Annotated in this window: 24 protein-coding genes; 4 read left to right on the top strand and 20 right to left on the bottom strand. The window is 68.4% G+C overall.

The window, feature by feature from the left end:
• Nucleotides 1-147 precede the first annotated feature (147 nt).
• Nucleotides 148-1,890 (top strand): DNA polymerase/3'-5' exonuclease PolX, encoded by a 1,743-nt coding sequence (polX, locus tag ACTIGN_RS26015; protein WP_439629355.1) that lies wholly within the window; start codon nucleotides 148-150, stop codon nucleotides 1,888-1,890.
• A 286-nt stretch (nucleotides 1,891-2,176) separates the two neighbouring features.
• Here the strand turns inward: polX and ACTIGN_RS26010 are convergent, their stop codons facing one another.
• The 19 genes from ACTIGN_RS26010 to ACTIGN_RS25920 form a co-directional block, all read right to left on the bottom strand.
• Entirely contained in the window at nucleotides 2,177-2,785 is a 609-nt protein-coding gene (locus ACTIGN_RS26010; RefSeq protein WP_439629353.1) for a Uma2 family endonuclease, read from the bottom strand.
• A gap of 21 nt (nucleotides 2,786-2,806) precedes the next feature.
• Nucleotides 2,807-4,057, bottom strand: coding sequence for a pyridoxal phosphate-dependent aminotransferase (locus ACTIGN_RS26005; protein ID WP_439629351.1), 1,251 nt, complete (start codon nucleotides 4,055-4,057; stop codon nucleotides 2,807-2,809).
• Between the two features lie 83 nt (nucleotides 4,058-4,140).
• On the bottom strand, nucleotides 4,141-4,956 hold the full coding sequence (locus ACTIGN_RS26000; RefSeq protein WP_439629349.1) for a hypothetical protein: 816 nt from the start codon (nucleotides 4,954-4,956) through the stop codon (nucleotides 4,141-4,143).
• A 120-nt stretch (nucleotides 4,957-5,076) separates the two neighbouring features.
• Nucleotides 5,077-5,676: a hypothetical protein gene (locus ACTIGN_RS25995; RefSeq protein ID WP_439629347.1), complete on the bottom strand. Its 600-nt coding sequence runs from the start codon at nucleotides 5,674-5,676 to the stop codon at nucleotides 5,077-5,079.
• A gap of 11 nt (nucleotides 5,677-5,687) precedes the next feature.
• The gene (locus ACTIGN_RS25990) at nucleotides 5,688-6,431 is read right to left on the bottom strand and encodes a hypothetical protein (RefSeq protein ID WP_439629345.1); all 744 of its coding nucleotides are present in this window, start codon (nucleotides 6,429-6,431) and stop codon (nucleotides 5,688-5,690) included.
• Nucleotides 6,432-6,674: 243 nt separating this feature from the next.
• On the bottom strand, nucleotides 6,675-6,947 hold the full coding sequence (locus ACTIGN_RS25985; protein WP_439629343.1) for a hypothetical protein: 273 nt from the start codon (nucleotides 6,945-6,947) through the stop codon (nucleotides 6,675-6,677).
• A gap of 123 nt (nucleotides 6,948-7,070) precedes the next feature.
• Complete coding sequence (infA, locus tag ACTIGN_RS25980) at nucleotides 7,071-7,298, bottom strand: translation initiation factor IF-1 (RefSeq protein WP_144952313.1); 228 nt, start codon at nucleotides 7,296-7,298, stop codon at nucleotides 7,071-7,073.
• Nucleotides 7,299-7,447: 149 nt separating this feature from the next.
• Entirely contained in the window at nucleotides 7,448-7,864 is a 417-nt protein-coding gene (locus ACTIGN_RS25975; protein WP_439629341.1) for an RNA recognition motif domain-containing protein, read from the bottom strand.
• Between the two features lie 439 nt (nucleotides 7,865-8,303).
• The gene (locus ACTIGN_RS25970) at nucleotides 8,304-8,591 is read right to left on the bottom strand and encodes a co-chaperone GroES (protein ID WP_439629339.1); all 288 of its coding nucleotides are present in this window, start codon (nucleotides 8,589-8,591) and stop codon (nucleotides 8,304-8,306) included.
• A 120-nt stretch (nucleotides 8,592-8,711) separates the two neighbouring features.
• Complete coding sequence (locus tag ACTIGN_RS25965; protein WP_439629337.1) at nucleotides 8,712-9,218, bottom strand: response regulator; 507 nt, start codon at nucleotides 9,216-9,218, stop codon at nucleotides 8,712-8,714.
• Between the two features lie 487 nt (nucleotides 9,219-9,705).
• Nucleotides 9,706-10,911: a DUF1571 domain-containing protein gene (locus tag ACTIGN_RS25960; RefSeq protein WP_439629335.1), complete on the bottom strand. Its 1,206-nt coding sequence runs from the start codon at nucleotides 10,909-10,911 to the stop codon at nucleotides 9,706-9,708.
• 75 nt (nucleotides 10,912-10,986) lie between these two features.
• Nucleotides 10,987-12,687: a GH3 auxin-responsive promoter family protein gene (locus ACTIGN_RS25955; protein WP_439629333.1), complete on the bottom strand. Its 1,701-nt coding sequence runs from the start codon at nucleotides 12,685-12,687 to the stop codon at nucleotides 10,987-10,989.
• A gap of 66 nt (nucleotides 12,688-12,753) precedes the next feature.
• Nucleotides 12,754-13,755, bottom strand: a complete 1,002-nt coding sequence (locus ACTIGN_RS25950) for an alpha/beta hydrolase (protein WP_439629331.1) — start codon at nucleotides 13,753-13,755, stop codon at nucleotides 12,754-12,756.
• 45 nt (nucleotides 13,756-13,800) lie between these two features.
• The gene (gene fabF, locus ACTIGN_RS25945) at nucleotides 13,801-15,096 is read right to left on the bottom strand and encodes a beta-ketoacyl-ACP synthase II (RefSeq protein WP_439629329.1); all 1,296 of its coding nucleotides are present in this window, start codon (nucleotides 15,094-15,096) and stop codon (nucleotides 13,801-13,803) included.
• Between the two features lies 1 nt (nucleotide 15,097).
• A complete protein-coding gene (locus ACTIGN_RS25940) occupies nucleotides 15,098-16,384 on the bottom strand; it encodes a beta-ketoacyl-[acyl-carrier-protein] synthase family protein (protein WP_439629327.1) in 1,287 nt (428 codons plus the stop codon).
• A gap of 248 nt (nucleotides 16,385-16,632) precedes the next feature.
• Nucleotides 16,633-17,124 (bottom strand): 3-hydroxyacyl-ACP dehydratase FabZ family protein, encoded by a 492-nt coding sequence (locus ACTIGN_RS25935; protein ID WP_439629325.1) that lies wholly within the window; start codon nucleotides 17,122-17,124, stop codon nucleotides 16,633-16,635.
• A gap of 43 nt (nucleotides 17,125-17,167) precedes the next feature.
• Nucleotides 17,168-17,557 carry an acyl carrier protein gene (locus ACTIGN_RS25930; RefSeq protein WP_144952290.1) on the bottom strand — a complete coding sequence of 130 codons (390 nt, stop codon included), beginning with the start codon at nucleotides 17,555-17,557 and terminating at the stop codon, nucleotides 17,168-17,170.
• Nucleotides 17,558-17,583: 26 nt separating this feature from the next.
• Complete coding sequence (locus tag ACTIGN_RS25925; protein WP_439629323.1) at nucleotides 17,584-18,345, bottom strand: 3-oxoacyl-ACP reductase family protein; 762 nt, start codon at nucleotides 18,343-18,345, stop codon at nucleotides 17,584-17,586.
• A gap of 9 nt (nucleotides 18,346-18,354) precedes the next feature.
• Nucleotides 18,355-18,840, bottom strand: coding sequence for a hydroxymyristoyl-ACP dehydratase (locus ACTIGN_RS25920; RefSeq protein WP_439629321.1), 486 nt, complete (start codon nucleotides 18,838-18,840; stop codon nucleotides 18,355-18,357).
• A 379-nt stretch (nucleotides 18,841-19,219) separates the two neighbouring features.
• Here ACTIGN_RS25920 and ACTIGN_RS25915 point away from each other — a divergent pair, with 379 nt between their 5' ends.
• Nucleotides 19,220-20,545 carry a patatin-like phospholipase family protein gene (locus tag ACTIGN_RS25915; RefSeq protein ID WP_439629319.1) on the top strand — a complete coding sequence of 442 codons (1,326 nt, stop codon included), beginning with the start codon at nucleotides 19,220-19,222 and terminating at the stop codon, nucleotides 20,543-20,545.
• Nucleotides 20,546-20,586: 41 nt separating this feature from the next.
• Nucleotides 20,587-21,936, top strand: coding sequence for a patatin-like phospholipase family protein (locus ACTIGN_RS25910; protein ID WP_439629317.1), 1,350 nt, complete (start codon nucleotides 20,587-20,589; stop codon nucleotides 21,934-21,936).
• Nucleotides 21,937-22,252: 316 nt separating this feature from the next.
• Here ACTIGN_RS25910 and ACTIGN_RS25905 read toward each other — a convergent pair whose 3' ends face one another.
• Nucleotides 22,253-22,993: an SDR family NAD(P)-dependent oxidoreductase gene (locus ACTIGN_RS25905; protein ID WP_439629315.1), complete on the bottom strand. Its 741-nt coding sequence runs from the start codon at nucleotides 22,991-22,993 to the stop codon at nucleotides 22,253-22,255.
• A gap of 128 nt (nucleotides 22,994-23,121) precedes the next feature.
• Here ACTIGN_RS25905 and ACTIGN_RS25900 point away from each other — a divergent pair, with 128 nt between their 5' ends.
• Nucleotides 23,122-23,586 (top strand): hypothetical protein, encoded by a 465-nt coding sequence (locus ACTIGN_RS25900; protein WP_439629313.1) that lies wholly within the window; start codon nucleotides 23,122-23,124, stop codon nucleotides 23,584-23,586.
• The last annotated feature ends 114 nt before the right edge of the window (nucleotides 23,587-23,700 follow it).

Genomic DNA, 23,700 nt, shown 5'->3' with positions numbered 1-23,700 from the left:
CCTCACCCGCTCGCAAAGCCTCGCTGCCCTCTCCCGCAAGGGGAGAGGGCGAAGAACCACGACGCCCCGCTCGCCATTTCCCTCCGCACATTTCTCGCCCGCCCCGGCTCGGGTATCCTGACCAATACCAGCACCCGGAGCCACACCATGACGAAGGACGAAGTCGCTGCGGCGCTCGACGAAATGGGGACGCTGCTCGCGCTCAAGGGCGAGAACGCCTTCCGGTGCAACGCGTACCACAACGCGTCGCGCACCGTCTCTCAACTGGAGGGCGACCTGAAGCAGCTCGTCGCCGACGGCAAGCTGTCCGAGGTCCGCGGCATCGGCGACACGCTCCAGGAGAAGATCACCACGCTGGTGAAGACCGGCCGGCACAAGTTCCTCGACGAGCTGCGGGCGTCGGTCCCCGAGGGGCTGGTGCAGATGCTCCGGCTCCCGGGCATGGGGCCGAAGAAGGTGAAGGCGCTGCACGACGTGCTGGGCATCGACACGATCGCCAAGCTGAGGGCCGCGTGCGAAACGGACGAGGTCGCGAAACAGAAGGGGTTCGGCGCGAAGACGCAGCAGAAGATCCTCGAAGGGATCGCGTTCCTCGGCACCGTCGGGAACCGCGTCCGCGTCGACCTCGCGCTGCCGCTCGGGCTCGCGCTGCTGGAGCAGATCAAGGCGCTGCCGGGCGTGGTCCGCGGCGAGCTGTGCGGGAGCCTCCGCCGCCGGCGCGAGACCGCGAAGGACATCGACATCCTGGTGAGCAGCACGAACCCGCAGCCGATCATGGACGCCTTCGTGAAGCTCCCCGAGGTGGTGCAGGTCGTCGGGAGCGGGCCGACCAAGTCGAGCATCGTCGCCGCGATGCAACTCGACGGCACGAAGGTCACGCTCAACGCCGACCTGCGGGTGGTCGACGACGCGCAGTTCCCGTTCGCCCTGCTCTACTTCACCGGGAGCAAGGAGCACAACATCCGGCTCCGCCAGCGCGCGATCGAACGCGGGTGGACGCTCAACGAGTACGCCCTCGGGTCCGACGCGCACCAGGTGAAGGCGAAGACCGAGGCCGACGTCTACAAGGCTCTGGGGATGGAGTACGTCCCGCCCGAGATGCGCGAGGACACCGGCGAGATCGAGGTCGCCGAGGCGAAGAAGATCCCCGCGCTCGTGAGCGACGCCGACATCCGCGGCGTGTTCCACAACCACACGACGTACAGCGACGGGACCGCGTCGCTCGAGGAGATGGCCCTCGCAACGAAGGCGCTCGGGTGGGAGTACTTCGGCGTCGCGGACCACTCGCAGTCGCTCACCATCGCCCGCGGCCTGCCGCCCAGTGTTGTGCGGAAGCAGTGGGCCGAGATCGACCGCGTGAACGCGAAGCTCTCGGGCGTCACCATCATTAAAGGGACGGAGGTGGACATCCTCGCCGACGGCTCGCTCGACTACGACGACGAGCTGCTCGCGGGGTTCGACTACGTCGTCGCCAGCGTCCACTCGCTGTTCAACATGACGGAAGAGGAGATGACCGCCCGGGTGTGCAAGGCGCTGGCGCACCCCGCGGTGACGATGCTCGGCCACAGCACCGGCCGGCTGCTCCTGAAGCGCGACGGGTACCGCATCGACCTCGAGGCCGTGCTGAAGTGCGCCGCCGCGCACGGCAAGATGGTCGAGATCAACGCCCAGCCGTCGCGGCTCGACCTCGACTGGGTCCACGTCAAGCGGGCGAAGGCGCTCGGCGTTCCGATCGTCATCAACCCCGACGCGCACAGCCCCGGCGAACTCGCGCTCACCCGCTTCGGCGTCGACGTCGCCCGCCGCGGGTGGCTCACGACGGACGACGTGTTCAACACGCGGTCGCTGAAGGACGTGATGAAGGAGCTGAAGCGCCGGAAGGGAAAGTGAGACGGGTTCTGTTGGATTGGTATTGGTCCGAGCCCGAGCGCCGAGCGAGGGTCAGCGTGAACCCTCGCTCGGCGCTCGGGCTCGGACCGGTCCACCAAGGGTCCGGTTCCATCGGACCTGGTCCGAGTCGATCGCCCTCACCCGGTCGGCTTGAGCACGTCGTCGGGGTCGATGCCGAGTTCGCGGAGCTTGGCCGCCAACTGCTCCTTCATGGTGCGCTCTTGCTCGGCCCGCTCGTGCTCCTCCGCGGCGCGCTCGCGCTCCTCGTCGAGTTCACGCAGGGCACTCAGCGCTCGAACGCGACCGCGGTCTTGTGCAGTTCCGCCTGGATCTCCTCGACCCGCTCCTCGCGGGTGCGGAACTCGCGGCCGTCGGGGGCGAACAGGCGGACCTCGCCGTTCACGTCGAACCGCACGCCGAGCCGCGGGCTCACGAACCCCTTCATCGGGTACACCGGCTCCAGCTTACCCTCCTGCCGCACCCAGCCGAGGAGCTGGTCGCCGTAGGGGTCGATGAAGTAGTACTCCTCGACGCCGTGCCGGTCGTACCACCGCCGCTTCGCGTCCATCTCCTCGCGGGTGTTGCTCGGCGAGAGCACCTCGAACACCACCTGCGGGGCGACGCCGCCCTCTTCCCACTGCTTGTAGCTCCCGCGGTAGCCCGGGGGCCGGCCGAACGCGACGAGCGCGTCGGGTGCGGTGACGGTGCCGGGGTCGCCCTTCACCGGGTACCAGAACAGGTCGCCGGCGACGAACACCTCCCGCCCGGCGAACACCTCGCGGAGTTCGCCGACGATCTTGACCATCCAGTCCCACCGGAGCGTGTTGTCGGCCCTCGGCTTCCCGTCGCTCTCGGGGTAGACCACCGTGTCCGTCTCGGCCGCAGGCGTGCTCAAGGGTTGTCTCCTGAGACGCGCTCAGCTTAACCGGTACTCGGGCTTCGCGTCGAGGTACGCTTTGACGCGGGCGGTGCGGGTGACCGCGTCGGCGAAGAAGCGGACCGCTTCCACGAGCCGCTCGTCGGGCTCGGCGCAACTGAACCGCAGGAACCCGGCCCCCGCCGGGCCGAAGCACTCCCCGCCGAGGCACCCGACGCCGCGGCGGTCGTCGGCCCCTTCGAGCAGGTACATCGCCAGCCCGTGCGACGTGATCCCGAGCCGGCGGCAGATCGGCTCGACCTTCGGGAACACGTAGAAGGTGCCCTTCGGCACCAGCACGGTCACGTCGGGCACCGTGCGCAGCTCGGCGACGATCAGCTTCACCTTCTCGTGGAAGGCGCGCATCGCGGTGTCGCGCTCGGCGGCGTCGTGCTCGAGTGCCGCGAGGCCGGCGAGTTGCACGAACGGCGGCGCGCACGACAGCGACGTGTTGATCATCTTGCCGATCAGGTCCGCGTTCGTTGGCGACGCGACCGCGTACCCGCACCGCCACCCGCTCATGCTGTAGCTCTTCGAGAACGTGTACGCGGCGACGACATGGTCCATCATCCCCGGCTCGGCGAGCAGGCTGTGGTGCCGCCCCTCCCACACCATGTGGCAGTACGGCTCGTCGCTCAGCACCGCGATGTTTGTGCTACGCACGAGGTCGGCGATCGCCCTCAGGTCGTCCTTGGTCGCGACGCCGCCGGTCGGGTTGTGCGGCGAGTTGAGGAAGATCGCCTTCGCGCGTGGGGTCCACCGCACGAACTGCTCGATGGCGGCGAGGTCGGGCCGGAAGTCGTTCTCTTGCGTGAGCGGGCGGTACACTGGCACGGCGCCGCGGCGGAGGATGTTCGGCTCGTAGGTCGGGAACGCCGGCTGGAACACGAGGACCGCGTCGCCGGGTTCGAGGAACAGCTCGCAGAAGAACTGCTCGAACGGCTTCGCCCCCGGTGCGACGACAACATTCTCGGCCGTGGCGTGGATGCCGAACTCGGCGCTCACGGTCGCCGCGAGGGCGGCGCGAAACTCCGGCAACCCGAGCGACGGCGCGTACCGCGTGCGGCCGGCGTCGATGGCGGCCTTCCCCGCCGCGGCCGCCGATGCGGTCGTCGGGAACGGGCTGTCCCCGATCTGGAGCGAGATCACGTCCTTCCCCGCGGCCTGGAGCTTCCGTGCGAGGGCGAGCACGTCGAACGCCGCTTCCGTGGTCAAGCCGCGAGCGAACGCCGACAGCGTGGGGGAAAGCATGGATCCTGCTCACGGTGCGAGTTGGAGTTGGAGAAGTCGTCAAACGAAGTAGCGAAGTGCGTGGCCACACAGAAATTGGCACTTCACCAATCCTGCTTTGGCGGAGAGATCGGAAGATCAGTTCTGGCGAGAATGAGGTGAATCGCTGGGAGGACGTTTGGTTTGGAAGTCGATAACTTGAGGCAGGCGCGTTTTTCTCCATGAACCCATAGCCGAAACACCTCTTCTTCGATTCGCATGAGTCTGATGTCGGTCCAGCCCACCGACCGTTCCCCGTTGCGTCCGGAAATCAGCAAGCCTGTGCTCACCAAGGTGATGCCTCTTGCCAAGTCGATTGATTCCCCTCGTTCCAATGTGGTTTCCATTCGTGAGGCGATCAAGTGAGTGATTCGCTCCATAACCCGAAGCACCGTTTCGATTTCATCGGCAGAGCGAGAAGCACGGTAAAAAGTACAGTCGATGAGTGAATCATCACTCAGTATCAGTCGGAGTCGAACGATACCACCAACGGGAATGGTTGAATTATATCCTTGGTATACAATTAGATTACGGCATGACATTGTCTCGATATCTGAATACAAAGAGATGCTTATGTTTCCGCGGCGGTTTGATACAACCCCATGCTCATGAAAAGTGTGGACGACGCCGTAGGATTGCCAGAGTTCTTTGATCCCGAGGCAGAATGCGACTGAACACGCAGCAACCAAGGCGAAGCAAAGAACGACGTCACCACTCTTTGAGAAAATTTGGCCTGGTCGGAGTGGGACCAGAATCACAAACGAGACCATAAAGACGCTGATGCCGATGCAAATGAGACTATCGATAATTCTGACCTCTTGCTGGATAAACCGCTTGCCGAGTCCGGAGCTGTCTACTTTGTCGGAGTCAGAATTGCTCATTGCGTTGCCTCGGTGGAATTTGCCCCTGAGTGCCTTGACGTCAGGCCAAACGACGCAATCATGAAACAAACAACGCCTGCGGGCCGCCACCCGCGGGCGCTTCGGGAGCCTGCGGGACCGTCACCCGTTCGCGATGCCGACGAGGATGCCGAGGATCTTGGGCAACTCGCGGAGGTGGTACTCGGCGGTGTCGATGAACAGGGTGTTGCCTTCAAGTTTCAAAAACTGCCAGACCATGCCGGTCGTCACGCACCCGTATACGCACGGCCGGGGTGCTTGCTCTTTCTCATTGAAGAGGCGGATGGCGACCATCTCGGCCGCACACTGCCCAAAGCCCCCGACCAGATCTTCCCGCTTCCCCTCGACCACGGCGAGCAGTGGCGCGCGGACGAAGTAGAGTTCCGGCGAACCAGACACGAGGTAGTCGCACACGCCACTCAAGCCGCGGCCCTTGTCGACTTCAAAGGTCACACCCGGGAGCACGTTGAACGTGTTCTGCGCGAGCCGCCGCGCTTCTGCGAAGATCGGGGTGATGAGGTACTCGCTCCGCGCCTTCTCGGAACCGACGCCGACGGCGAGGCGGGCGTACTGATCCAGCCACCACCGGAGGTGCTCGCCCGGCTCGACCGGCGGGACGTCCGCGAACAGGTCCGTGGCCTCGCTCGTCACGAGGGAGAAGTCGATCAGCACGCGCTTCAGGTCGAAGTCGCTGTACTCCACCGGCCCGCTCCTCACTTCGCGCTGATGGTCTTCGCCAGCGGGTTGATGACGTTTGGGATCAGGTAGCTGTTCACCAGTTCGTCGAGGACGCGGCGCTGGTTGTGGTACGACTCGGTGTAGGTCTTGAACGGCTGCTTGCCCCAGAACTGCCGCACCGTGAAGTACACCGAGATCGGCGACTCGGAGTAGTTCCCGGTCCGCACCTGGTACGCGGTCGTGCGGGTCTCCACGCTGAGCCGGCACTGGAGCTGGCACGCGTCGTCGAGCGACATCATGAGGTTGGGCTGGTAGTGCAGTACGCGGGCCGCGGGCATCTGCGCGAGCCCCTCGAGGGGCGTGCCGGTCGCGAGCGCCTCGGCGACCACCTCGTCGTGGTTCCCCTGGTAGAGGAAGTCGAAGTAGTACAGCACGTCCATCGACTCGGTCTGCATCCCGGACAGGTCGAGGTGGAACGGGGCGAGTTCCAGGATGCGCTCGTTGTGCGCGTCGGCGTCCTCCAGGCTCGGCGGGTTCACGAACCCGGAGCACAGCCGCCGCTTGTCGAGCGACGCCCACCGGTAGCTCCCGGCGTCGCGGTCCTCTTCGAGCAGGTACTCCTCTTCCGTGCGCTTCTCGAAGTCCGTCATCTTCGGGAACGCCTTCTGGATCGCCTCGAAGAAGTGCAGCACGGTCTCCCGCGCGGTCGGCATCTCGAGCTTACTGTGGACGTACGTGGAGACCCCGAAGTCGTCGCACAGGGAGGCGTAGGAAGTCATGGTCTGGTCCTTCGTGTCGGCGCGCGGCCGGGCGTGATCGTGTCCCCTGACGCGGGCAGAGGGGGGACACGGCCCACGCACTCATTGTTCGGTTCGGGGGGGTGAGTTGCAAGCCCGGTGGGATGGGCGGGATGTGGCGGACGAACCGTTTCGAGTTTCGAGGTTCAATTTTCGAGTTCCACACGCCACACCGGGCGGCCGGAAACCCGAAACGTGAAACTCGAAACTCGAAATGGGTTTCGGTCAGGCGGCGAGGCGGACCTTGAGCGGCGTCGGCACCTTGAGGGTGTTCTTGAGCACCCACCGGCCGGCGTCCGGGGCCCCGCTCCACTGCTGGAGCTGGATCGCGGTGGTGTGCTCGCGCTCCTCGTCGTCGAGGAGCTCGTTGAACGCCTCGACGTACTCCTGGCGGACGTGGGTCGAGGAGCGGCCGACGAAGATCAGCGCGTCGGGGCGGTCGTCGAACACCGCCACCGCACGCCAGCCCTGAGCCTTGGATTCCGTTTGGATGAGCATCGAAGTGACCCTCCCTGGCCACGAGTGATTTGGGTGCCGCCCGTCCAAAGGCGACTGCTGAATAGATTGCCCGGCGGGGGGTCAAACGTCAACGAAAATCTCCGCGATTCGACCGACTTTGACTCAAGTCCCGAACCGGCCGCGGTAAACGATTCGACCCCGGGTGAGGTCGTACGGCGAGATCTCGACCTTCACGCGGTCGCCCGGGATGATGCGGATGAAGTTCTTCCGCATCTTGCCGGCGACGTGCGCGATCACCTCGCCGCCGATGTCCAGCTCGACGCGGAACTGCGTGTTGGCCAGGGCCTCCTTCACGCGACCTTCGACCTCGATTGCCTCTTCTTTGGCCATACTTTGCTGGGAACCTCCGCGAGAAAGAACAGTCAGGGCAAGTGCCGTGTTGTGCGACGCTCGGTAAGCAACAGCGCCCGGGCGGGTCGGGTGACCGCGGCCGGGCGCAGTGAATTGTATGCGAACGCGGGGGCAATGGTGCCGCGATCTCAGTAACGGTCGCCGCCGCCGCCGCCGTAACCCCCGCCGTAACCCCCGCCGTAGCCGCCGCCGTAGCCGCCGCCACCGCGGGGGCCGCCGCCGCCACCGCCGCCGCGACGGGCACCGCCGCCACCCCCGCCGCCGTACCCGCCGCCACCGGCACCGCCGCCGCCGCCCTCACGGGGCTTGGCGATGTTCACGGTCAGCGGGCGGCCGTTCATCGGCTGCTCGTTGAGCGCGGCGATGGCCGCGTTGGCCTCCGCCTCGTTCGGCATTTCGACGAACCCGAAGCCCCGCGACCGACCGGTCTCACGGTCCGTCACGACTTGGGCCCGGGTCACCGCTCCGTACTGCTGAAACATTGCGTACAGCTCGTCCGTCGTGGTGGACCAGGGGAGATTACCGACGTAGATGTTCGTGGCCATGCGAGAACCGAACTCATCGTGCCGTGTGCCGGCAGCTTCCCTGGCCCTGTCCGACCACTCGAACTGGTACTCACCGCGGGAAAGACCGAACACTTATAATCCCGGCCGTGGCAGGGAAAGTGGCTTCAATATAAACCCGGCAAGTGGCATCGCAAGAGTTTTTTCGCGCGAACGGCGCGGAATTCGGACGGGAACACCGTAAAGTGTTCGTGTGAAAGCAATTGAGTTGTCGTGATCCCACCACCCGCGGGTTCGGGGCGGCGTATGTGGTCGCGGTCGGAAACCGAGGTGAGGGCGAAACCACGACCCATCACAGGCATTTTATGCGTGGCGAGCGAAACGGCGACCCGCCGGCTTGATCCAACTTGGCGAACCCTGAGCGCCAGCGAGGGGGTAGGGTGCACCCCCTCGCTGGCGCTCAGGGTTCGCCAGGCCGCACTCAGCCCACGACCGCGAGGACGTCGTCCTCGGTCATGATGAGGTACTCCTTGCCGTCGTGGACGACCTCGTTGCCGCCGTAGGTCGTGAACAGGACGCGGTCGCCGACCTTCACCTGGAACGCGGCCCGCTTGCCCCCGTCGAGCGGCTTGCCCTCGCCCAGCGCCAGCACCTTGCCCTGCTTGGGCTTCTCCTTGGCGGCGTCGGGCAGGATGATCCCGCCGGCCGTCTTGTCGTCGGCTTCGAGGCGTTCCACGAGGATCTTGTCGTTCAGCGGGACGATGCTCATCGGTCGGTGCTCCTGAGAGTTCGAGTGGGAAAGTCAGAGGACAGAGGGCAGAGGTCAGCAGGGTACAAGAAGCCGATCCGACTTCTGACTGTCTGTCCTCCGACCTCTGCCCTCTGGTCTTCAGTCCGAGGTCCGGGGCTTGTCCCCGGGGTCTTCCGCCGGTGCGGGGGCCGCGGGCGGGTTCGCCACGGGCGGCCACTGCACGCCGTACACCTTGGCCAGCGCCCGCGACAGCGTGTTCAGCACGATGTTCTTGTTCACCGGCTTCGGGATCACGCTGAACACCTGGGCCTGGAACGCGCGGCGGATCAGGTCGTTGTTCGCGTCGGCCGTCATCAGGACGGCCGGCATGATCCGGTCGAGCGTCTGGCGGATGACGGCCATCGCCTCCAGCCCGGTGAGCCGGGGCATGTGCATGTCGAACATGACGAGGTGGATCAGCTCCACCCGGACGAGTTCGACCGCCCGCCCCCCGTCCTCGGCGAGAACGGTGCGGAACCCCTGGCTCTCGAGGACCTCGCCGAGCGCCTCGCGGTTCCCGCGGTCGTCGTCCGCAATGAGGACGGAGAACCGGTGGGTGTGCCCGGGGGCGTCGGCGTTATCGGGTTCGTGCGTGCTGGTGACCATACCGCCCTCCCGCGTCGCGGTGACGGTCGGATTCGGACCACACACGCAGCCAGCGGAGGCTATTCGGAAATTGGGAACTGCAAAGGAGGTGCCGGACCGGTGGGGAGCGACGGTTCGCGGCGGTAACCTATGAAGGATACGCCAGATGCGAGGGGGAAATCAAGCGCGACTTGCGACCGACCGAACCAATTCCGCCTGCCACGGGGTCAGACTCGGCTGACACCCTGGCAGGTAAGGCAATTGCAAGTGGTGATCCACTGCGGGGTGCTCAAATCGGAGCATTCGCGCCAGACAGAAGCGACTGGCGACACAGTTTATCGCACTTGAACGACACAATCTTGTCGGCGAAATAATGATTGCAGTCTCCAACTGCATCTGCACTTGTGTTAATCTGATACAAATTTGTCCGCAAGAATTAGGTTGATTTGGCGAAATTGAAGTTCATCGGGGACGGGTGGCGCACCTGCCCCGAACCAATGAGAACGGCTCACTTTTTCTTGTTGAGGCGGTCGGGGTTGAAGTCGGCTTCGGGGTACGGCGTGCCGAACTTCAGCTTCTCGAAGAGGTAGTACTCGACCGCCTTGCCGTCAGGCTCAGTCGCGATGATGAGCAGCGGGAGCCCGAACGACGGCGAGGCCTGGTCGCGGTCGAAGAACCACTGCCGGGTGCCGCCGTTGGGGAGGAGCGGGTCGTCGCCGGGGCGGAGCTTGAGCTGCACCCCCGCGACCGGCTTGGCGAACTCGGTGCGGTTGCCCATGCCGAGGTAGGTCATGGCGTCGGCGGGGAGCTTCCCGGCCTCGACCTTCGACACCCAGGTCGCCACGCGGTTGATCGGCGTGCCGTACCCGGCCTCGCGGATGCTGTACCGGCTCTTGTCCTTCACGAACGGGCTGTCGGGGGTCACCGCCGGGGCCTTCGAGCCGACCTTGAACAGCAGGTTCTCGTCCCCCTGGCCGACGATGGCGTAGATCTTGTCGCCGAACTGCTTCGGGTTGTACAGGATCTCGCGGCCCTTCCCCGACTCGCTGAGGTTGCGGATGTACACCGCCATCGGTTCCTTGCGGAACTGGTAGTGGACCACGTCCTCGGTCATCTTCCCGGACGGCGCCAACTCGCGCCGCGTCACCTGCGACTCGTAGGTGTCCACGGTGTTCCACTTCTCGGCCGCGGCGGCGTGCAGCTTCTTGATCTCGGCCAGGTGCTTCGCGGCCGCGACCTGCGGGGTCTCGGCGGCGGGTGCGGGTCCCGACGGGACCGGTGCGGGCCGGACCGGCGTGGACGGCAGCGGCAGCGGTTGCGCCTTTGCCTTGGTCTGGTCCTTCTCGAACGGCGACGGGAGTTCGCCGGGCTGCGGCTCGGGGCGGCGCTTGGGCGGGAACGCGGCCGCGTCGTCGGGCGGGAGCGCGCCGCCGGCCTGCTGCACCTCGCCGGCGGGCTCCGACTGGGGCCGCGCGACCGCCGGCTGACCGGTCCGCAGGGGCACCGCGAGGCCGTCGCCGGGCGGCGGGGGCGGCTCGGGCTGCGTGCTGGCGGGGAGGGCCAGCGGCGAATTGTTCGCGAGCGGGCCGGGCGGGATGGCCGCGAACGGGTCGGACTTGTGCTTGCGGCCGAACGGACCCTGGGCGCGGGTGCTGTACCTGGTGCAGCCGACGAGGAGGACCGAGAGAGCGACGAGAGCGATGGTGCGGTTCATGGCTGATCCCCTGCCGGGACGGCGTCCACAAGCACGGGGTCATAGCGTGACTGGGAAGTGCCGGCAAGCGGAGATTCAGACCGGGACGACCTCCCGCAGAACGGTCATCGAGTCGCGGAACGTCAGGTCCCCGATGAGGCACGGGTGCTTGTACTGCTCGGGCGAGCCGCCGGTCTGCGCGAGGCGGGAGCGGTCCCAGGCGGCCCAGGTGCCGTTCGGGACCAGCACCGCACGCACGTGGCCGAGCCGCCCGCCTTCTCGCTTGGCCGCGTACTCGATGTTCTCCTCGCCGAGCTGCCGGTCGAAGTCACCCAGGAACTGCCTCAGCCGAGGGGCGTCGGTCGCGTCGGCCTCCTCCAGGAACAGCCCGTAGTACGGCTGCCGCTCGTCCCACACCGGCGCGAGGCTGTACGCCGTCACCGGCTGCGTGCTGCGACGCGCCACCGCGTCCATCGCCTTCGTGACGTGGTACTCGCTCAGCTTCTCGCCGGTCATGTTGGCGAACCGGTGCCCCTTGCCGAGGAATTCGACGATCGGCGTGCGGCCGAAGAACCCCGTGACCCGCACGAGGTCCGAGATGTGGTAGCGGTACAGGCCGTAGGCGGTCGTCGGGATCAGGTAGTAGCTCTTCCCCTCGGCAAGTTCGTGCGCCCCGAGAACCGTCGGCTGCGGCGAGTCGATCTCCCCTTCCGGGACGAACTCGAAGTAGTGCGACCAGATGTCGAGCACGCCGCCGGGGGTCGCGTCCTGGAACGGGATGGTCATCCGGCCCTCGCTGGCGAGCAGCCCGAGGTCACGGATCGGCGGCTCGCCGAAGTATTGCGGCAACTGGCGCAGGTACGGCCCCATGCTCCCGCCGGTCCAGGTGTTGATGACCGTGCCTTCGACCGGCCACACGTCCAGCGGCAGCAACCGCCCGGCCTTGTCCGCGATTGCACCGAGGCGCGCCGCGAGCCCTGCGTCCCGCCCCAGGCCGCGGGTGATTTCGGCGCGGATTTCGGGAGCGATGTCGAGGTCGGCGCGGAGGGTGCCGTCGCGGAGGTCGCGGAGCAGGAGTTCCTTCTCGGCGTCGAGGGTGCGGGCGAACTGCACCAGCGTGCTCGGGTTCGCGGCCATGAACTGCGACACGTTCCGTGCGATCGAGCACCGCAGCGCGACGTAGTACCGGGCCTTCGGGTCCTTGATCTTCCCGGTGATGTAGGGGACCGCGTACATGCGGCGGATGAGCCGCTTCTGCACCATTGCGGTGTACCCGGACAGGTTCCCGCACGGGATGCCGGCCTCCGTGCGGAACTCCTCGGGGTCGCCGACCATCTGCACGATGGGCCGCATCGCGACCTTCCGCCCGCGGTTGTCGCGGTACATCTTCACGCCCCACATGTTCCACCCGCGCTTGTACGCCGCGAGGTAGTCGTCGGTCACCGGGATGAGCTTGCGGCTCGCGGTGGTGCCGGACGTGAGCGCGAACAGGTGGACCCGCTTCGCCGCGAGCAGCGCGCTCGTCTCACCCTTCTGGACGCGGTCGATGTACGGGCTGACGTATTCGTAGGGCGCGACCGGCACGGCGCGTCGGTATTCGGCGACGGTGCGCACGGCGGCGAACATGTGGTCGCGCCCGAACGCGGTGCCCTGCTGGGTGCGGAGGATGCGGAAGAGCAGTTCGCTCTGGACGGCTTCCGGTGTCTGGCACGCGACCTCGAACTGCCGCAGTTGCCGGCGGATCGGGTACGAGATGAGCCGCCCGACGCGAACGAGGAGGAACCGCTTCAGTGACATGGCGGGCACCTGCGCGTGAAAAAGCCCACCCGTGGTCGCGGGTGGGCTCGGGAGTTGTCGGGGCGCTCACCCCTCGTGGGCGACCGGGGCGGCCGGGGTGCCGGCGGCGAGGTGCGCGTCGAAGAAGGTGACCACCCGCGAGTGGTACTCGTCGCCGGCGACCGTCAGCGCCTGGTTGTGCTTCGCCTTCGGCACCACCCACAGTTCCTTCGGCCCGCGGGCCCGGGCGAACAGCGCCTTGGCCATCTCGGGGCGGATGTAGTTGTCGCCCTCGCCGTGGATCATGAGGAGCGGGCGGTTCAGGCGGCCGACGGCCTTCTCGACGCTCGGGTACGTGACCCCGCGGTTGCGGGCCACCTTCTTCGCCCCGACCATGCCGATGATCCCGTAGAACCACGTCGGCAGCACCCGCTGGATAATCTTGCGGTCGCTGTAGATCTGGATCCACCGCTTCAGGTACGGGATCATCGTCGTGTGCGTGCCGTACGCGCCGTCGGTGACGATGCACCGAACGGCCGGCTCGCCCGCGGCGGCCAGGAACCCGGTGCCGCCGCCCTTGCTGATGCCGAACAGGCCGATCCCCTTCGCGTCCGCGTCGGGCCGCGTGAGGAGGTAGCGGATCGCCGCCCGGGTGTCCGCGAGGTCGCGGTCGGTGACCCACTGGAGCGGCTCGTAGTTCGGGTCCTTGTCGCTGTCCCCCTGGCTCCGGGCCTCCACCGCGAACACGTCGTACCCGGCCCCCAGGAGCTTCTCGCAGTACGGCCGGCACGCCCACCGGTTCGAGCCGAACTCCAGCCCGAACAGGATCACGCCCTTGCGGGCCGGGGCGGTCGTCTTGAGGTAGCACCCGCGGAGCGTGAGGCCGTCGTCCGCCTTGAGCGAGACCTCCTCGCCGCCCGCGTCCTTCTCGCCCCGCGGGATGACGAACAGCGGCTTCTCCTGGAAGATCCGGGTCAGGTAGCCCATGTAGTTCCAGCGGACGTACAGGTACAGCGCCGCCATCACGAGCGCGTACGCCACCGGCGGGAAGGCCAGGACGGTGATCAGAACCCAGAACCAAAAAACCACCACGCACCTCCCGGGCGGAAGGACCAGAGTCACAGGGTGTCGGGCTCAGTCCGTGAACTTGGACGCGATCAGGGCGATGTTCTGCCCGCCGAAGCCGAAGCTGTTGCTCAGCACGTGCCGGAACCGGACCTCGCGGGCGGTGTTCGGCACGTAGTCGAGGTCGCACGCCGGGTCGGGCGTCTCATAGTTGATCGTCGGCGGCACCACGCCCTTGCGCATCGCCACCACACTTATGACCAATTCGACGACGCCGGCCGCGGCGATCAGGTGCCCGAGCATGCTCTTGGTGCTGGAGATCGGGACCTTCCTCGCGTGGTCCCCGAACACGCCCTTGATGGCGGCCGTCTCGGTCGAGTCGTTCGCCTGGGTGCTGGTCCCGTGCGCGTTGATGTACCCGACGTCGGTTGGCTTGATGCCCGCGTCGGCCAGTGCCTCGGCGATCGCCCGGATCGCCCCGCGGCCCTCGGGGTGCGGGTCGGTCATGCGGTACGCGTCGGCGGTCGTGCCGTACCCGGTCAGCTCGGCGTAGATGTGGGCGCCGCGCTTCTTGGCGTGCTCCAGCTCCTCGAGGACGACGAGCCCGGCCCCCTCGCCGATCACGAACCCGTCGCGGTTCAGGTCGAACGGGCGGCTCGCGGTCCGCGGGCTGTCGTTCCGCTGCGACAGCGCGGTGAGGCGGTTGAACCCGCTGACGCCGAGCGGGTGGATCATGCTGTGCGACCCGCCGGCGACCATCACGTCGGCGTCGCCCCAGCGGATGATGTCGAGCGCCTCGCCGATCGCCTGCGAGCTGGCGGCGCACGCGGTCTGGCACGCCTGGTTCGGGCCGTCGAGCGCGAACGTCTCGGCGATGTGCCCGGCCGGGGTGTGCATCTCCTGCTCGCCCTCGCGGGGACCGTCCATCCACCGGAGCATCACCCGGGTGAACTCGCCGGGGTCCACCGCCCCGGGGCCGCCCTTGGGGCTCGCGTGGGCCAGCCCGCGGACCAGCGCCGGGAACTCGTCGCTCCCCTCGCCGGAGCCGAGGTACACCCCCATCCGGGAGCGGTCGCCCTTGGCCGGGTCGAGCAGCCCCGCGTCCTCGATGGCGGTCTTGGCGGCGGCGAGGCCGAAGTGCGTGTTCAGCCCGCAGAACTCGAACCGGGCCGCGTCCCGGAGGAACCGGCCGAGGTCGAACCCCTTGATTTCGGAGGCGAAGGTGGTCGGGAACGTGCGCGCGTCGAACCGGGTGATCGGGCCGACGGCCGTGCGGCCCTCCACCTGGCTGGTGAACAGGTCGTCCACGGTCACCCCGAGCGGGGTGACGACGCCCATGCCGGTGATCACAACCCGTCTGCGCATCTCAGTCCACCCACTTGCGGATCACGACGACCGAACTCTGGCCGAGGTCCGTGTACGAGAGCTTCAGGGCGTAGGACTTGGTGACGGGCCGCGGCGCACCGGTGTGGACGGCAACGGGGCACGCGGGGTCGGGGTTCGCGTGGTTTAGCGTGCCCGGGAGCTGGCCGTGCTTCAGGGCCAGGACGCTGCACGCGAGTTCGGACAGCCCGGACGCGGCCCCCATGTTCCCGAACCGCGACAGCGGCGCGAACACCGGGACCGACTTGCCGAAGACTTCGCCGATGGCCCGCGCCTCGAAGGCGTCGCCGCGGACCGTGCCGAGCCCGTGCGCGTTGACGTGGTCCACGTCGCTCGGCGTGATGCCGGCGGCACTGAGTGCGTTGCGGATCAGCCGGGCCATTCCCGGGCCGGCCAGCCCGCGGTCGACCCCGCTGGCGACCGTCACGACCTCGGCGTAGATCTTCGCCTTGCGGGCGAGTGCGTGGTCGAGCGCCTCAAGCGTGAACGTCGCGGTCCCCTCGCCGGGGGCGGTGCCATCGCGGTCCCGGTCGAACGGGCGGATCGCCCCCTCGGGGTCGTGGTTCCGCTTCGAGAAGCTGGCGAACAGGTTGAACCGGCTCAGGCTCAGCGGGTGGACCTTGGCCTCGCTCCCGCCGACGAGCATGACGTCGGCCGCCCCGCGGCGGATGATCCGCAGCGCCTCGGCGAGCGCGACCGCGCCGGCGGTGTCGCCGGGGATCTGCGTGTTGCTCGGCCCCTGGATGTCGTAGAGGATCGTGGCGTGGCACGCGGGCATGTTCGGGAGGTACTTCAGCATCCACAGCGGCGGGACGTGGCTGAGCCCCTTGCGGCCCCACGCGTCCATGTCCGGGGCCTCGGCCTCCGGGGCGATCGAGTGCGTGCTGGCCGGGCCGAGGTCGTCGAGCTCCGTGGCCCCCATGACCGAGGCGAACTCGACCCCGATCCGGTGCGACGGGACGGTCCCCTTTGCCAGCCCCGCATCCTGCATCGCGAGCTGGCACCCGATGACGCCGAACTCGACGGTCCGGGCCATCGAGTTGAGGGTCCGCCGGTACGACTTCTCGATGAGCGCCTTGGCGGAGAACCCGCGGACCTCGCCGGCCATGCGGGACGGCAGGTGCTCCGGGTTGAGGTGCGTGATGGTGTGGACGCCGGGGGTGCCGGCCAGGAGGGCTTGCCAGAAGGCGTCCGGGCCGGTCCCGAGCGGGTTGATGACGCCGAACCCGGTCAGCACGGCGCGTCGTGAGTGGGTCGTGGTGTCCGTCACCCGTTTGTGCCTCGCGTTCGTCGGCGTCCCCGACAACTCAATTCCCCGGCTCCTTCCGGCCCGCAACGCGGCCGCCGGTCAGCGCCTCGGGCCGCGGAGAGGGGCGGGCCGGGCGGGGTTCTTCCGGGGCGCTCCCCCGTTCAACATTAGAACAGTGTATGGGGTCGGGGAACGAACGGCCGGCAGATCGGCCGTGAGAACCGAAGGTAGCGGTGGCAACGTCCGCTTTAACGGCGTGACCCGACCCGTCACGGGGCCGCCGCGGGGGGGGCGGTGGCCGCCTCGGCCATCTTCAGGAGGTACGCCAGTTCGCCGCTGAAGACGAACTTGGAGTCGGGCATTCCGGGGGGCAACTGGGCGGGGCTCACGTGGGCGAACATGATCTCGACCTCGACCACCAGCTCGCCGCCGGCGTGGACCGTGCCGGTCACCCGCGCCCCGGTGTCGTTCAGATCGAGGAGGGTGGTGGTGTAGGTGAGCTGCTCGCCGGGGGCGGTCTCGCGGTGGAACTTCGCCCCGGACATCTTGGCCAGGACGACGTTCTTCTCGAAGTTGTTGGCGTGCCCCACGAGGATGCCCCCGGTCTGGGCCAGCCCCTCGAGGATGAGCGTTCCGGGCATCACGGGGACGCCCGGGAAGTGGTCGGCGAAGTGGTCCTCGGCCAGGCTGAGGTTCTTGACCGCGACCGCCGACTTCTTCGGCTCGAAGGCGACGAACCGGTCGATCCACGTCCAGCGCATGCCTGGCCCCCGCGGCCCCGCCGCCGGGGCGGGGCCTGGTGTGTTACTTCGCGTTCACGCGCGACTGCAGGTAGTTGACGATCAGGTCGACCGTGAACAGGTCTTCCATCTTGTCGAGCCGCGGGTCCTTGCGGAACTCCGTCAGGTCGGCGTAGGGCATCCGGGTCTGGAGCTCGACGAGGCCGGGCTCGGTGATCTTCCCGCCGGCGACGAACTTCGGGTCGCCCTGGAAGATCGACTCCGGGAACAGGTCCTCGCGGGGGATGCTGAACCCGAACTGCCGCTCGAGGCGGAACACGATGTCGAGGAAGTCGATCGACTCGGCGTTCAGGTCGCCCTTGAGGCGGGCGGTCGGCGTGACCTCGTTGTCGTCGACGTTGAGGGCGTCGACGAGGGTGGCCCGGACCTTGGCGAAGATTTCGTCGTGCGTCATGGTTTCCTTCTCCGTCCCGGGGGGGTTCAGGATATTGCCCCGAGGCTGAGGCCGCCGTCCACAGTAATGACCTGCCCGGTAATGTACGCCGCCGCGGGGCCGGCCAGGAACACCACCACGCTGGCGATGTCTTCGGGCTTGCCCAGCCGCTTCACCGGGATGAGCTTCTTGAGGCTGTCCTCGCCGGCCATGTTCCGCACGGCCGCACTCATGTCCGTCTCGATGAACCCCGGGGCGACGGCGTTCACCAGCACGTTGCGGGAGCCGAGTTCGGCGGCCAGGACGCGGGTGAGGCTGTTCACCGCCCCCTTGCTGGCCGCGTAGTTCGACTGCCCCTTGTTCACGTGGTCCGCGGCGATGCTCGACACGTTGATGATCCGCCCCGACCGCTGCTTGAACACCATCTGCTTGGACACGGCCTTGCAGAAGGCGAACACGCCGTTGAGGTTGGTGTTGATCACCGTGTTCCAGTCGTCCGCCTCCAACTGCACGAACAACTTGTCGCGGATCACGCCCGCGTTGTTCACCAGGATATCAACCCGGCCCCAATCCGCCAGAACCGCCGCGACGACGCGGTCGCCCGCGGCGGGGTCGGCGACGTCGGCCTGGTGCGCCTTGGCGACCAACCCGGCAGCGGCCGCCTCGGCCTCGAGCGCCTGGGCCGCGTCGGTGCTCCCTTTATACACGAAGGCGACCTTCGCGCCCTCCCGGGCCAGGGCCAGCACGACGGCGCGGCCGATCCCGCGGCTCCCGCCCGTCACGATCGCGACTTGGTCCTTCAGCGTCATCGGCTCTCCTCAACCGCCCTTCAGCGCCCCGGTCAGCAGCCCCCAGTGGGCCCTCAGGTGTTCGAGCAACTTCGCCTCGGCGGCGGCCCCGGCCGGGCCGCGGGCCGCGAGGCCGTAGCCGCGGAGGGTGAACTGGGCGGCGACCGTCTGCTCGCCGGCGTCGTTCGTCCCCTTCGCCTTGAACGCGGCGGTCCCGTCCTCGACTTTCGTGAGTTCGGCCAGCACGTCCATCCGGCGGCCGGGCTGCATGAACGTCCCGTACTTGACCTGCTTGACCTCGCGGAGCACCACCACCGGGTGCCCGAAGTCCGTCGTCGCCCGCCACAGCCACGCCGCGGCCTCGACGCACGCCTGCAGCATCAGCACGCCGGGCATGATGGGGAAGCGGGGAAAGTGGTCCGCGAGGTACTCTTCGCCGAGGGCGAGAAACTTGGACGCCTTGAGGGACTTCCCGGGCTCCCAGGCCTCGACTCGGTCGATCAGGTGGAACCGCATCGAAGCGAGACCCAGGGGCCGGCCGGCGCTGCGGCCGCGGTCGTAAAGAGATGAAAGTATAGGCTCCCGGCCGCGAACGGACACCCCTGTCGCGAATTCCCGGGGGCGCGGGCCGCGGCGCGGCGGCGCAGTCTGGTCGGACCCGCCGGCCGCACCTAGAATCAGGATTTCCCACACGTTACCGGTCCGCACTCACACTTGGTAAGGAGACAACGATGGCGACCCGAGGGGGCAAGGGGCGGCGCAAGGTCGGGCGGAAGAAGCGGCGGATGCGGGCCCGGATCCGCCACCGCAAGTGACCAAGAATTGTCTTGCCAGGGGCGGCCCCTGACGGTATCCGGCCCGTTCGTATCGGGGGATACGGCCGGGGGAACACGTCATGGTTCGGTTGCCGCTGCGCCGCGGGGCGCTCGGAGCGGTCTGCGTCCTCGCCCTTGCCGGGTGCGTCGGGGGCGGCCGCGCGCCCGACGAACTGCGGGAGACCGCGGGCTGGGTCGACCCCGACTACCCGGCCGGGCACGACGGCCCCGGGTGGGACACGGCCGAACTCGCCAAGGTCGCCGAGGTGGTCCGGGCCAACCGGAAGCCGGTCGACGGCACGGTCCCGCGGAAGCGGAGCATCCTCGCCCTGTCCGGCGGCGGGTCGTTCGGCGCGTTCTCGGCCGGCGTCCTGTCCGGGTGGAGCGAGACCGGCACCCGGCCCACCTTCGACGTCGTGACCGGGATCAGCACGGGGGCGCTCATCGCGCCGCTCGCGTTCCTCGGCCCGGCCTACGACTGCCAGCTCAAGCAGTTCTACACCACGGTCACCAACGACGACATCTACAAGAAGCACCGGCCCGTCCGGGCGCTGTTCGCCGACTCGTTCGCGGACAACGCCCCGCTCCGCGGGCAGATCGAGAGGACGCTGACGCCCGAGGTGATGCAGGCGATCGCCGCCGAGCACCTCAAGGGCCGGCGGCTGTACGTCGGCACCACCGACCTGGAGGGCCGGCGGCCGGTCATCTGGGACGTCGGCGCGATCGCGGTCCGCGGCACCCCGGCCGACCGCAAGCTCGCCGTGGACGTGCTGCTCGCGTCGGCGGCGATCCCGGGGTTCTTCCCGCCGGTGCCGATCCACCTCACGGCGAACGGCCGGGCCACCACCGAGCGGCACGTCGACGGCGGGGTCAGCGCGTCGCTGTTCATGGTGCCCCCGTTCGTGCCGCACGCGGAGCGGGACGCCCACCCCCGGAGCTGGCTGTACGGGTCCGACCTGTACATGATCGTGGCCGGGAAGCTGTACGCCGACCCGGAGCCGGTCCCCGCGTACAGCCTGAAGATCGCCGGCAGCGCGATCTCGACGGTGCTGTACGCGCAGACCCGGGGCGACCTCCAGCGGATGTTCATGCTCACCATGCTCACCGGCATGAACTACCACCTCACGTCGATCCCCGAGGACTACGACGCGCCGACCTCGGCGACCGAGTTCGACCCGGTGAAGATGACGGCCATGTTCAACGAGGGGGCGGCCATGGTCCGGGCCGGGACCGCGTGGCGGGCCACCCCGCCCGGGGTCGACAAGAGCGAGGCGGTCCTGTTCCGCTCGAAGGCGGCGCTGACCCCGGGGCCGTGGCTCCGCAACCCCGTCGCCCAGCCGCCCGGGGCGTTCCCGCCGACGACGCCCGGGGGCATTCCGGTTCCGCCGCCGCCGGTGATGAAGTGACCCGCTCCGATCCGCCGGGCCGCACGCCGAGGGGGGTACGCATGCGCGCGACGCGCCGCACATCGAAGCTCGCGTTCGGGCTGGTCCTGGCCCTGGGGGCCGCGGCGCTCGGCTGCGCCGGGGGCGGCGACGGCGAGGGCCGCCGCGGGCCGTTCGCCCGGTTCCGCAAGGGGCCCGGCGAGGGCCGGCCGGACGAGGAGCTGAAGCGGGCCATCGGGTGGACCGACCGGGCCGAGCAGACCGCGGTCCGCAGCGTGCTGCCCCGCGGCGAGCTGGTGGCGTTCGGGACCCAGGCCCGGACCGCCCGCAAGCCCGCGGAGCCGTCGCCGCACAAGGACATCCTCGTGATCTCCGGCGGCGGCGTGTACGGCGCGCACCCCGCGGGGGTCCTCTACGGGTGGACCCAGGCCGGCACCCGGCCCACGTTCGACGTGGTCACCGGGATCAGCACCGGCGCGCTCGTCGCCGTGTTCGCGTTCATCGGGCCCAGCGTCGACTGCCAGTTGCGGGAGGCGTACACCACGATCACCGACGACGACGTGTTCAAGAAGCACCGGTTCCCGCGGTCGCTCCTATCCGAGTCGCTCGCCGACAACGCCCCCCTCGTGCGGCTCATCGCGAGGTACGCCACCGACGAGCGGATCGCCGAGATCGCCGCGGCGCACCAGGCGGGCCGCCGGCTGTACGTCGGCACCACCGACCTCGACGTGCGGCGCGGCATCTTCTGGGACATGGGCGCGATCGCGTCGGAGGGCACGCCGCAGTCGCGGGCGCTGTTCCGCAAGGTGCTGCTCGCGTCGGCCGCGATCCCGGGGTTCTTCCCGCCGGTCCCCATCGAGGTGACCGTGGACGGCCGCCGGTACGTCGAGCGGCACATCGACGGCGGGGTGTCGTCGTCCATGTTCTTCGCCCCGCCCTGGGTGCCGCCCGGGGAGCGGGCCGCGCTGCCGCTGTCGTGGCTCCACGGGTCGGACCTGTACGTCCTCGTCGCCGGGAAGATGTACCCGGACCCCACGCCGGTCAAGTCGCGGAGCCTGGCCATCGCCGGCAACGCCGTCTCGACGGTCCTCTTCGACCAGACCCGCAGCGACCTGCACAAGCTGTTCCTGCTGAGCATCGTGACCGGCATGAACTACAACGTGTCGGTGATCCCGAAGGAGCTCCAGTCCCCGACCGAGAGCACGTCGTTCAAGCCGGCCGAGATGACGGTGCTGTTCGAGGCCGGGGCCGAGTGGGCTCGGAACCACGGCAAGTGGCGCGACACCCCGCCCGGCAGCGAACCCGGCGAGGGCGGCCGCTACCGGGCCGGCACCGTGCTGACCGACAACGGCAACCGCGGCGTCATCGGCGGCGACGAGAACCTGATCCCGGCCGTGCCGCCGAAGAAGTGACACGCGCGAATGATTCCGGTCGGGGGGCACACCCCTCCTCCGGAACCATCCTGAAGTCCGGAATCAACCACACTTGACCGGAAGAAAGATTATTGGATCGGTATGGAATTTGGTAAGTACTGTGTGGGCTGGGTGTTGTGAGGAATCTGGGTGCGCGGGCCACCGGCGCACACCCGCTTGGAAGTCCGGAACCATCCGAATCACCAGGATTCGTTACTCTCTGGTGGGGCAGGCATTCCTGCCTGCCTCCGGACGCATCACGAGGCAGGCAGGAATGCCTGCCCCACCCAAGAACAACTGGTCCGCGCGAACGTGCTCACATCGTCCGGCCGCCGTCGACAACGAGCACCTGGCCCGTGGTGAGGGTCGTCCCGGTCGCGAGGTAGACGACCGCGTCGGCGATGTCGTCCGGGTCGGCGGCGCGGCCCAGCGGGGCCTGCTCCAGGAACTTGGCGATGTGCGCCTCCCTTCCGGCGAGCCAGCGGGTGTTGATCGGCCCTGGGGCGACCGCGTTCACCCGCACGTCCGGCCCGAACGCCTTCGCCAGCGATTGCGTCACGCAGTTGAGCGCCGCCTTGCTCGCGGCGTACGGGATCGAGCTCCCCTGCCCCGTGAGCCCGGCCACGCTCGTGACGTTCACCACGTTCCCCTTCGCGGCCCTGAGCAGCGGCAGCGCGGCCCGCACGCAGTAGAACGCCCCCTTCACGTTCACCTGGAAGATGTCGTCCCACACGTCTTCGGTGAGGGCGTCGAGGTCGGTGTGGGCGACGAAGTGGGTGGTGCCGGCGTTGTTCACGAGCACGTCGAGCCGGTCGAACGCGGCCTCGGTGGCCCCGACCATCTGCCGCACCTCGGTGTCGGACCCGACGTTGGCCTTGCACAGCAGCACGGGGACGCCGCACTCCTCGACGAGCCGCACGGTCTCCAGTGCCTCGGCCTCGGACCGCGAGTAGTTGACCGCAACGGCGAACCCGAGTCTGGCGAACCGAACGGCGCACGCCCGGCCGACGCCCGTGGCGCTACCGGTGACGAGGGCGACTTTCCGCGGCGTGGACATGCGAGGCGCTCCGTGGTGGGGTTGGGGTATTGTCCGACCGCGGCCGCGTCCGGGCCAGCGCGAACCAAGCTCGCGGCTCGGGCGACGAATCCCGTGGTAGGATGAGTTCGACCCCCGGGAGGTGTGCCGTGTCGAACCAACCGCAGCGCAACATTTCGCCGGACCGCGAGATCCTCTACTACGCCGGGATGGTACTCACGGCGGTCGGGGTGCTGTTATTCTTCTCGGTGTTCGTGACCGGGTGCATGAACTTCGGCAACTTCGACCACTTCGAGGAGCGCGCCCGCGGCGAGATGGCCCGTGCCCTCGGGGGCATGGTGCTCATGGCGATCGGCCAGGGGATGCGGGCACTCGGCGTTGCGGGGCTGGCCGGCTCGGGCGTGGTGCTCGACCCGCAGAAGGCCCGGAAGGACCTCGAACCGTGGAGCCGCTCGGCCGGCGGGATGCTCGCCGACGCACTCGACGAGACGGGCCTCGCGAAGCAGACCGACACCCCCGCCCCGCCGCCGGTGGTGAAGGTGCGCTGCCGCGGGTGCGCCGCACTCAACGACGAGCACGCCAAGTTCTGCAACCAGTGCGGCCAGCCGGTGTGAACGACCGGAGGTTGGCGGAAGGCGTGGCCGCCCAACACCCGCCGCGAGCGGTCTGGTCCGAGCCCGAGCGCCGAGCGAGGGGTGAGCGTGAACCCTCGCTCGGCGCTCGGGCTC

The sequence above is a fragment of the Gemmata sp. genome (genome assembly GCF_051859125.1).
Lineage (GTDB): Bacteria > Planctomycetota > Planctomycetia > Gemmatales > Gemmataceae > Gemmata.
Note: the sequence above shows the minus strand (reverse complement) of the source record. Positions and strands in the feature narration are given on the sequence as shown.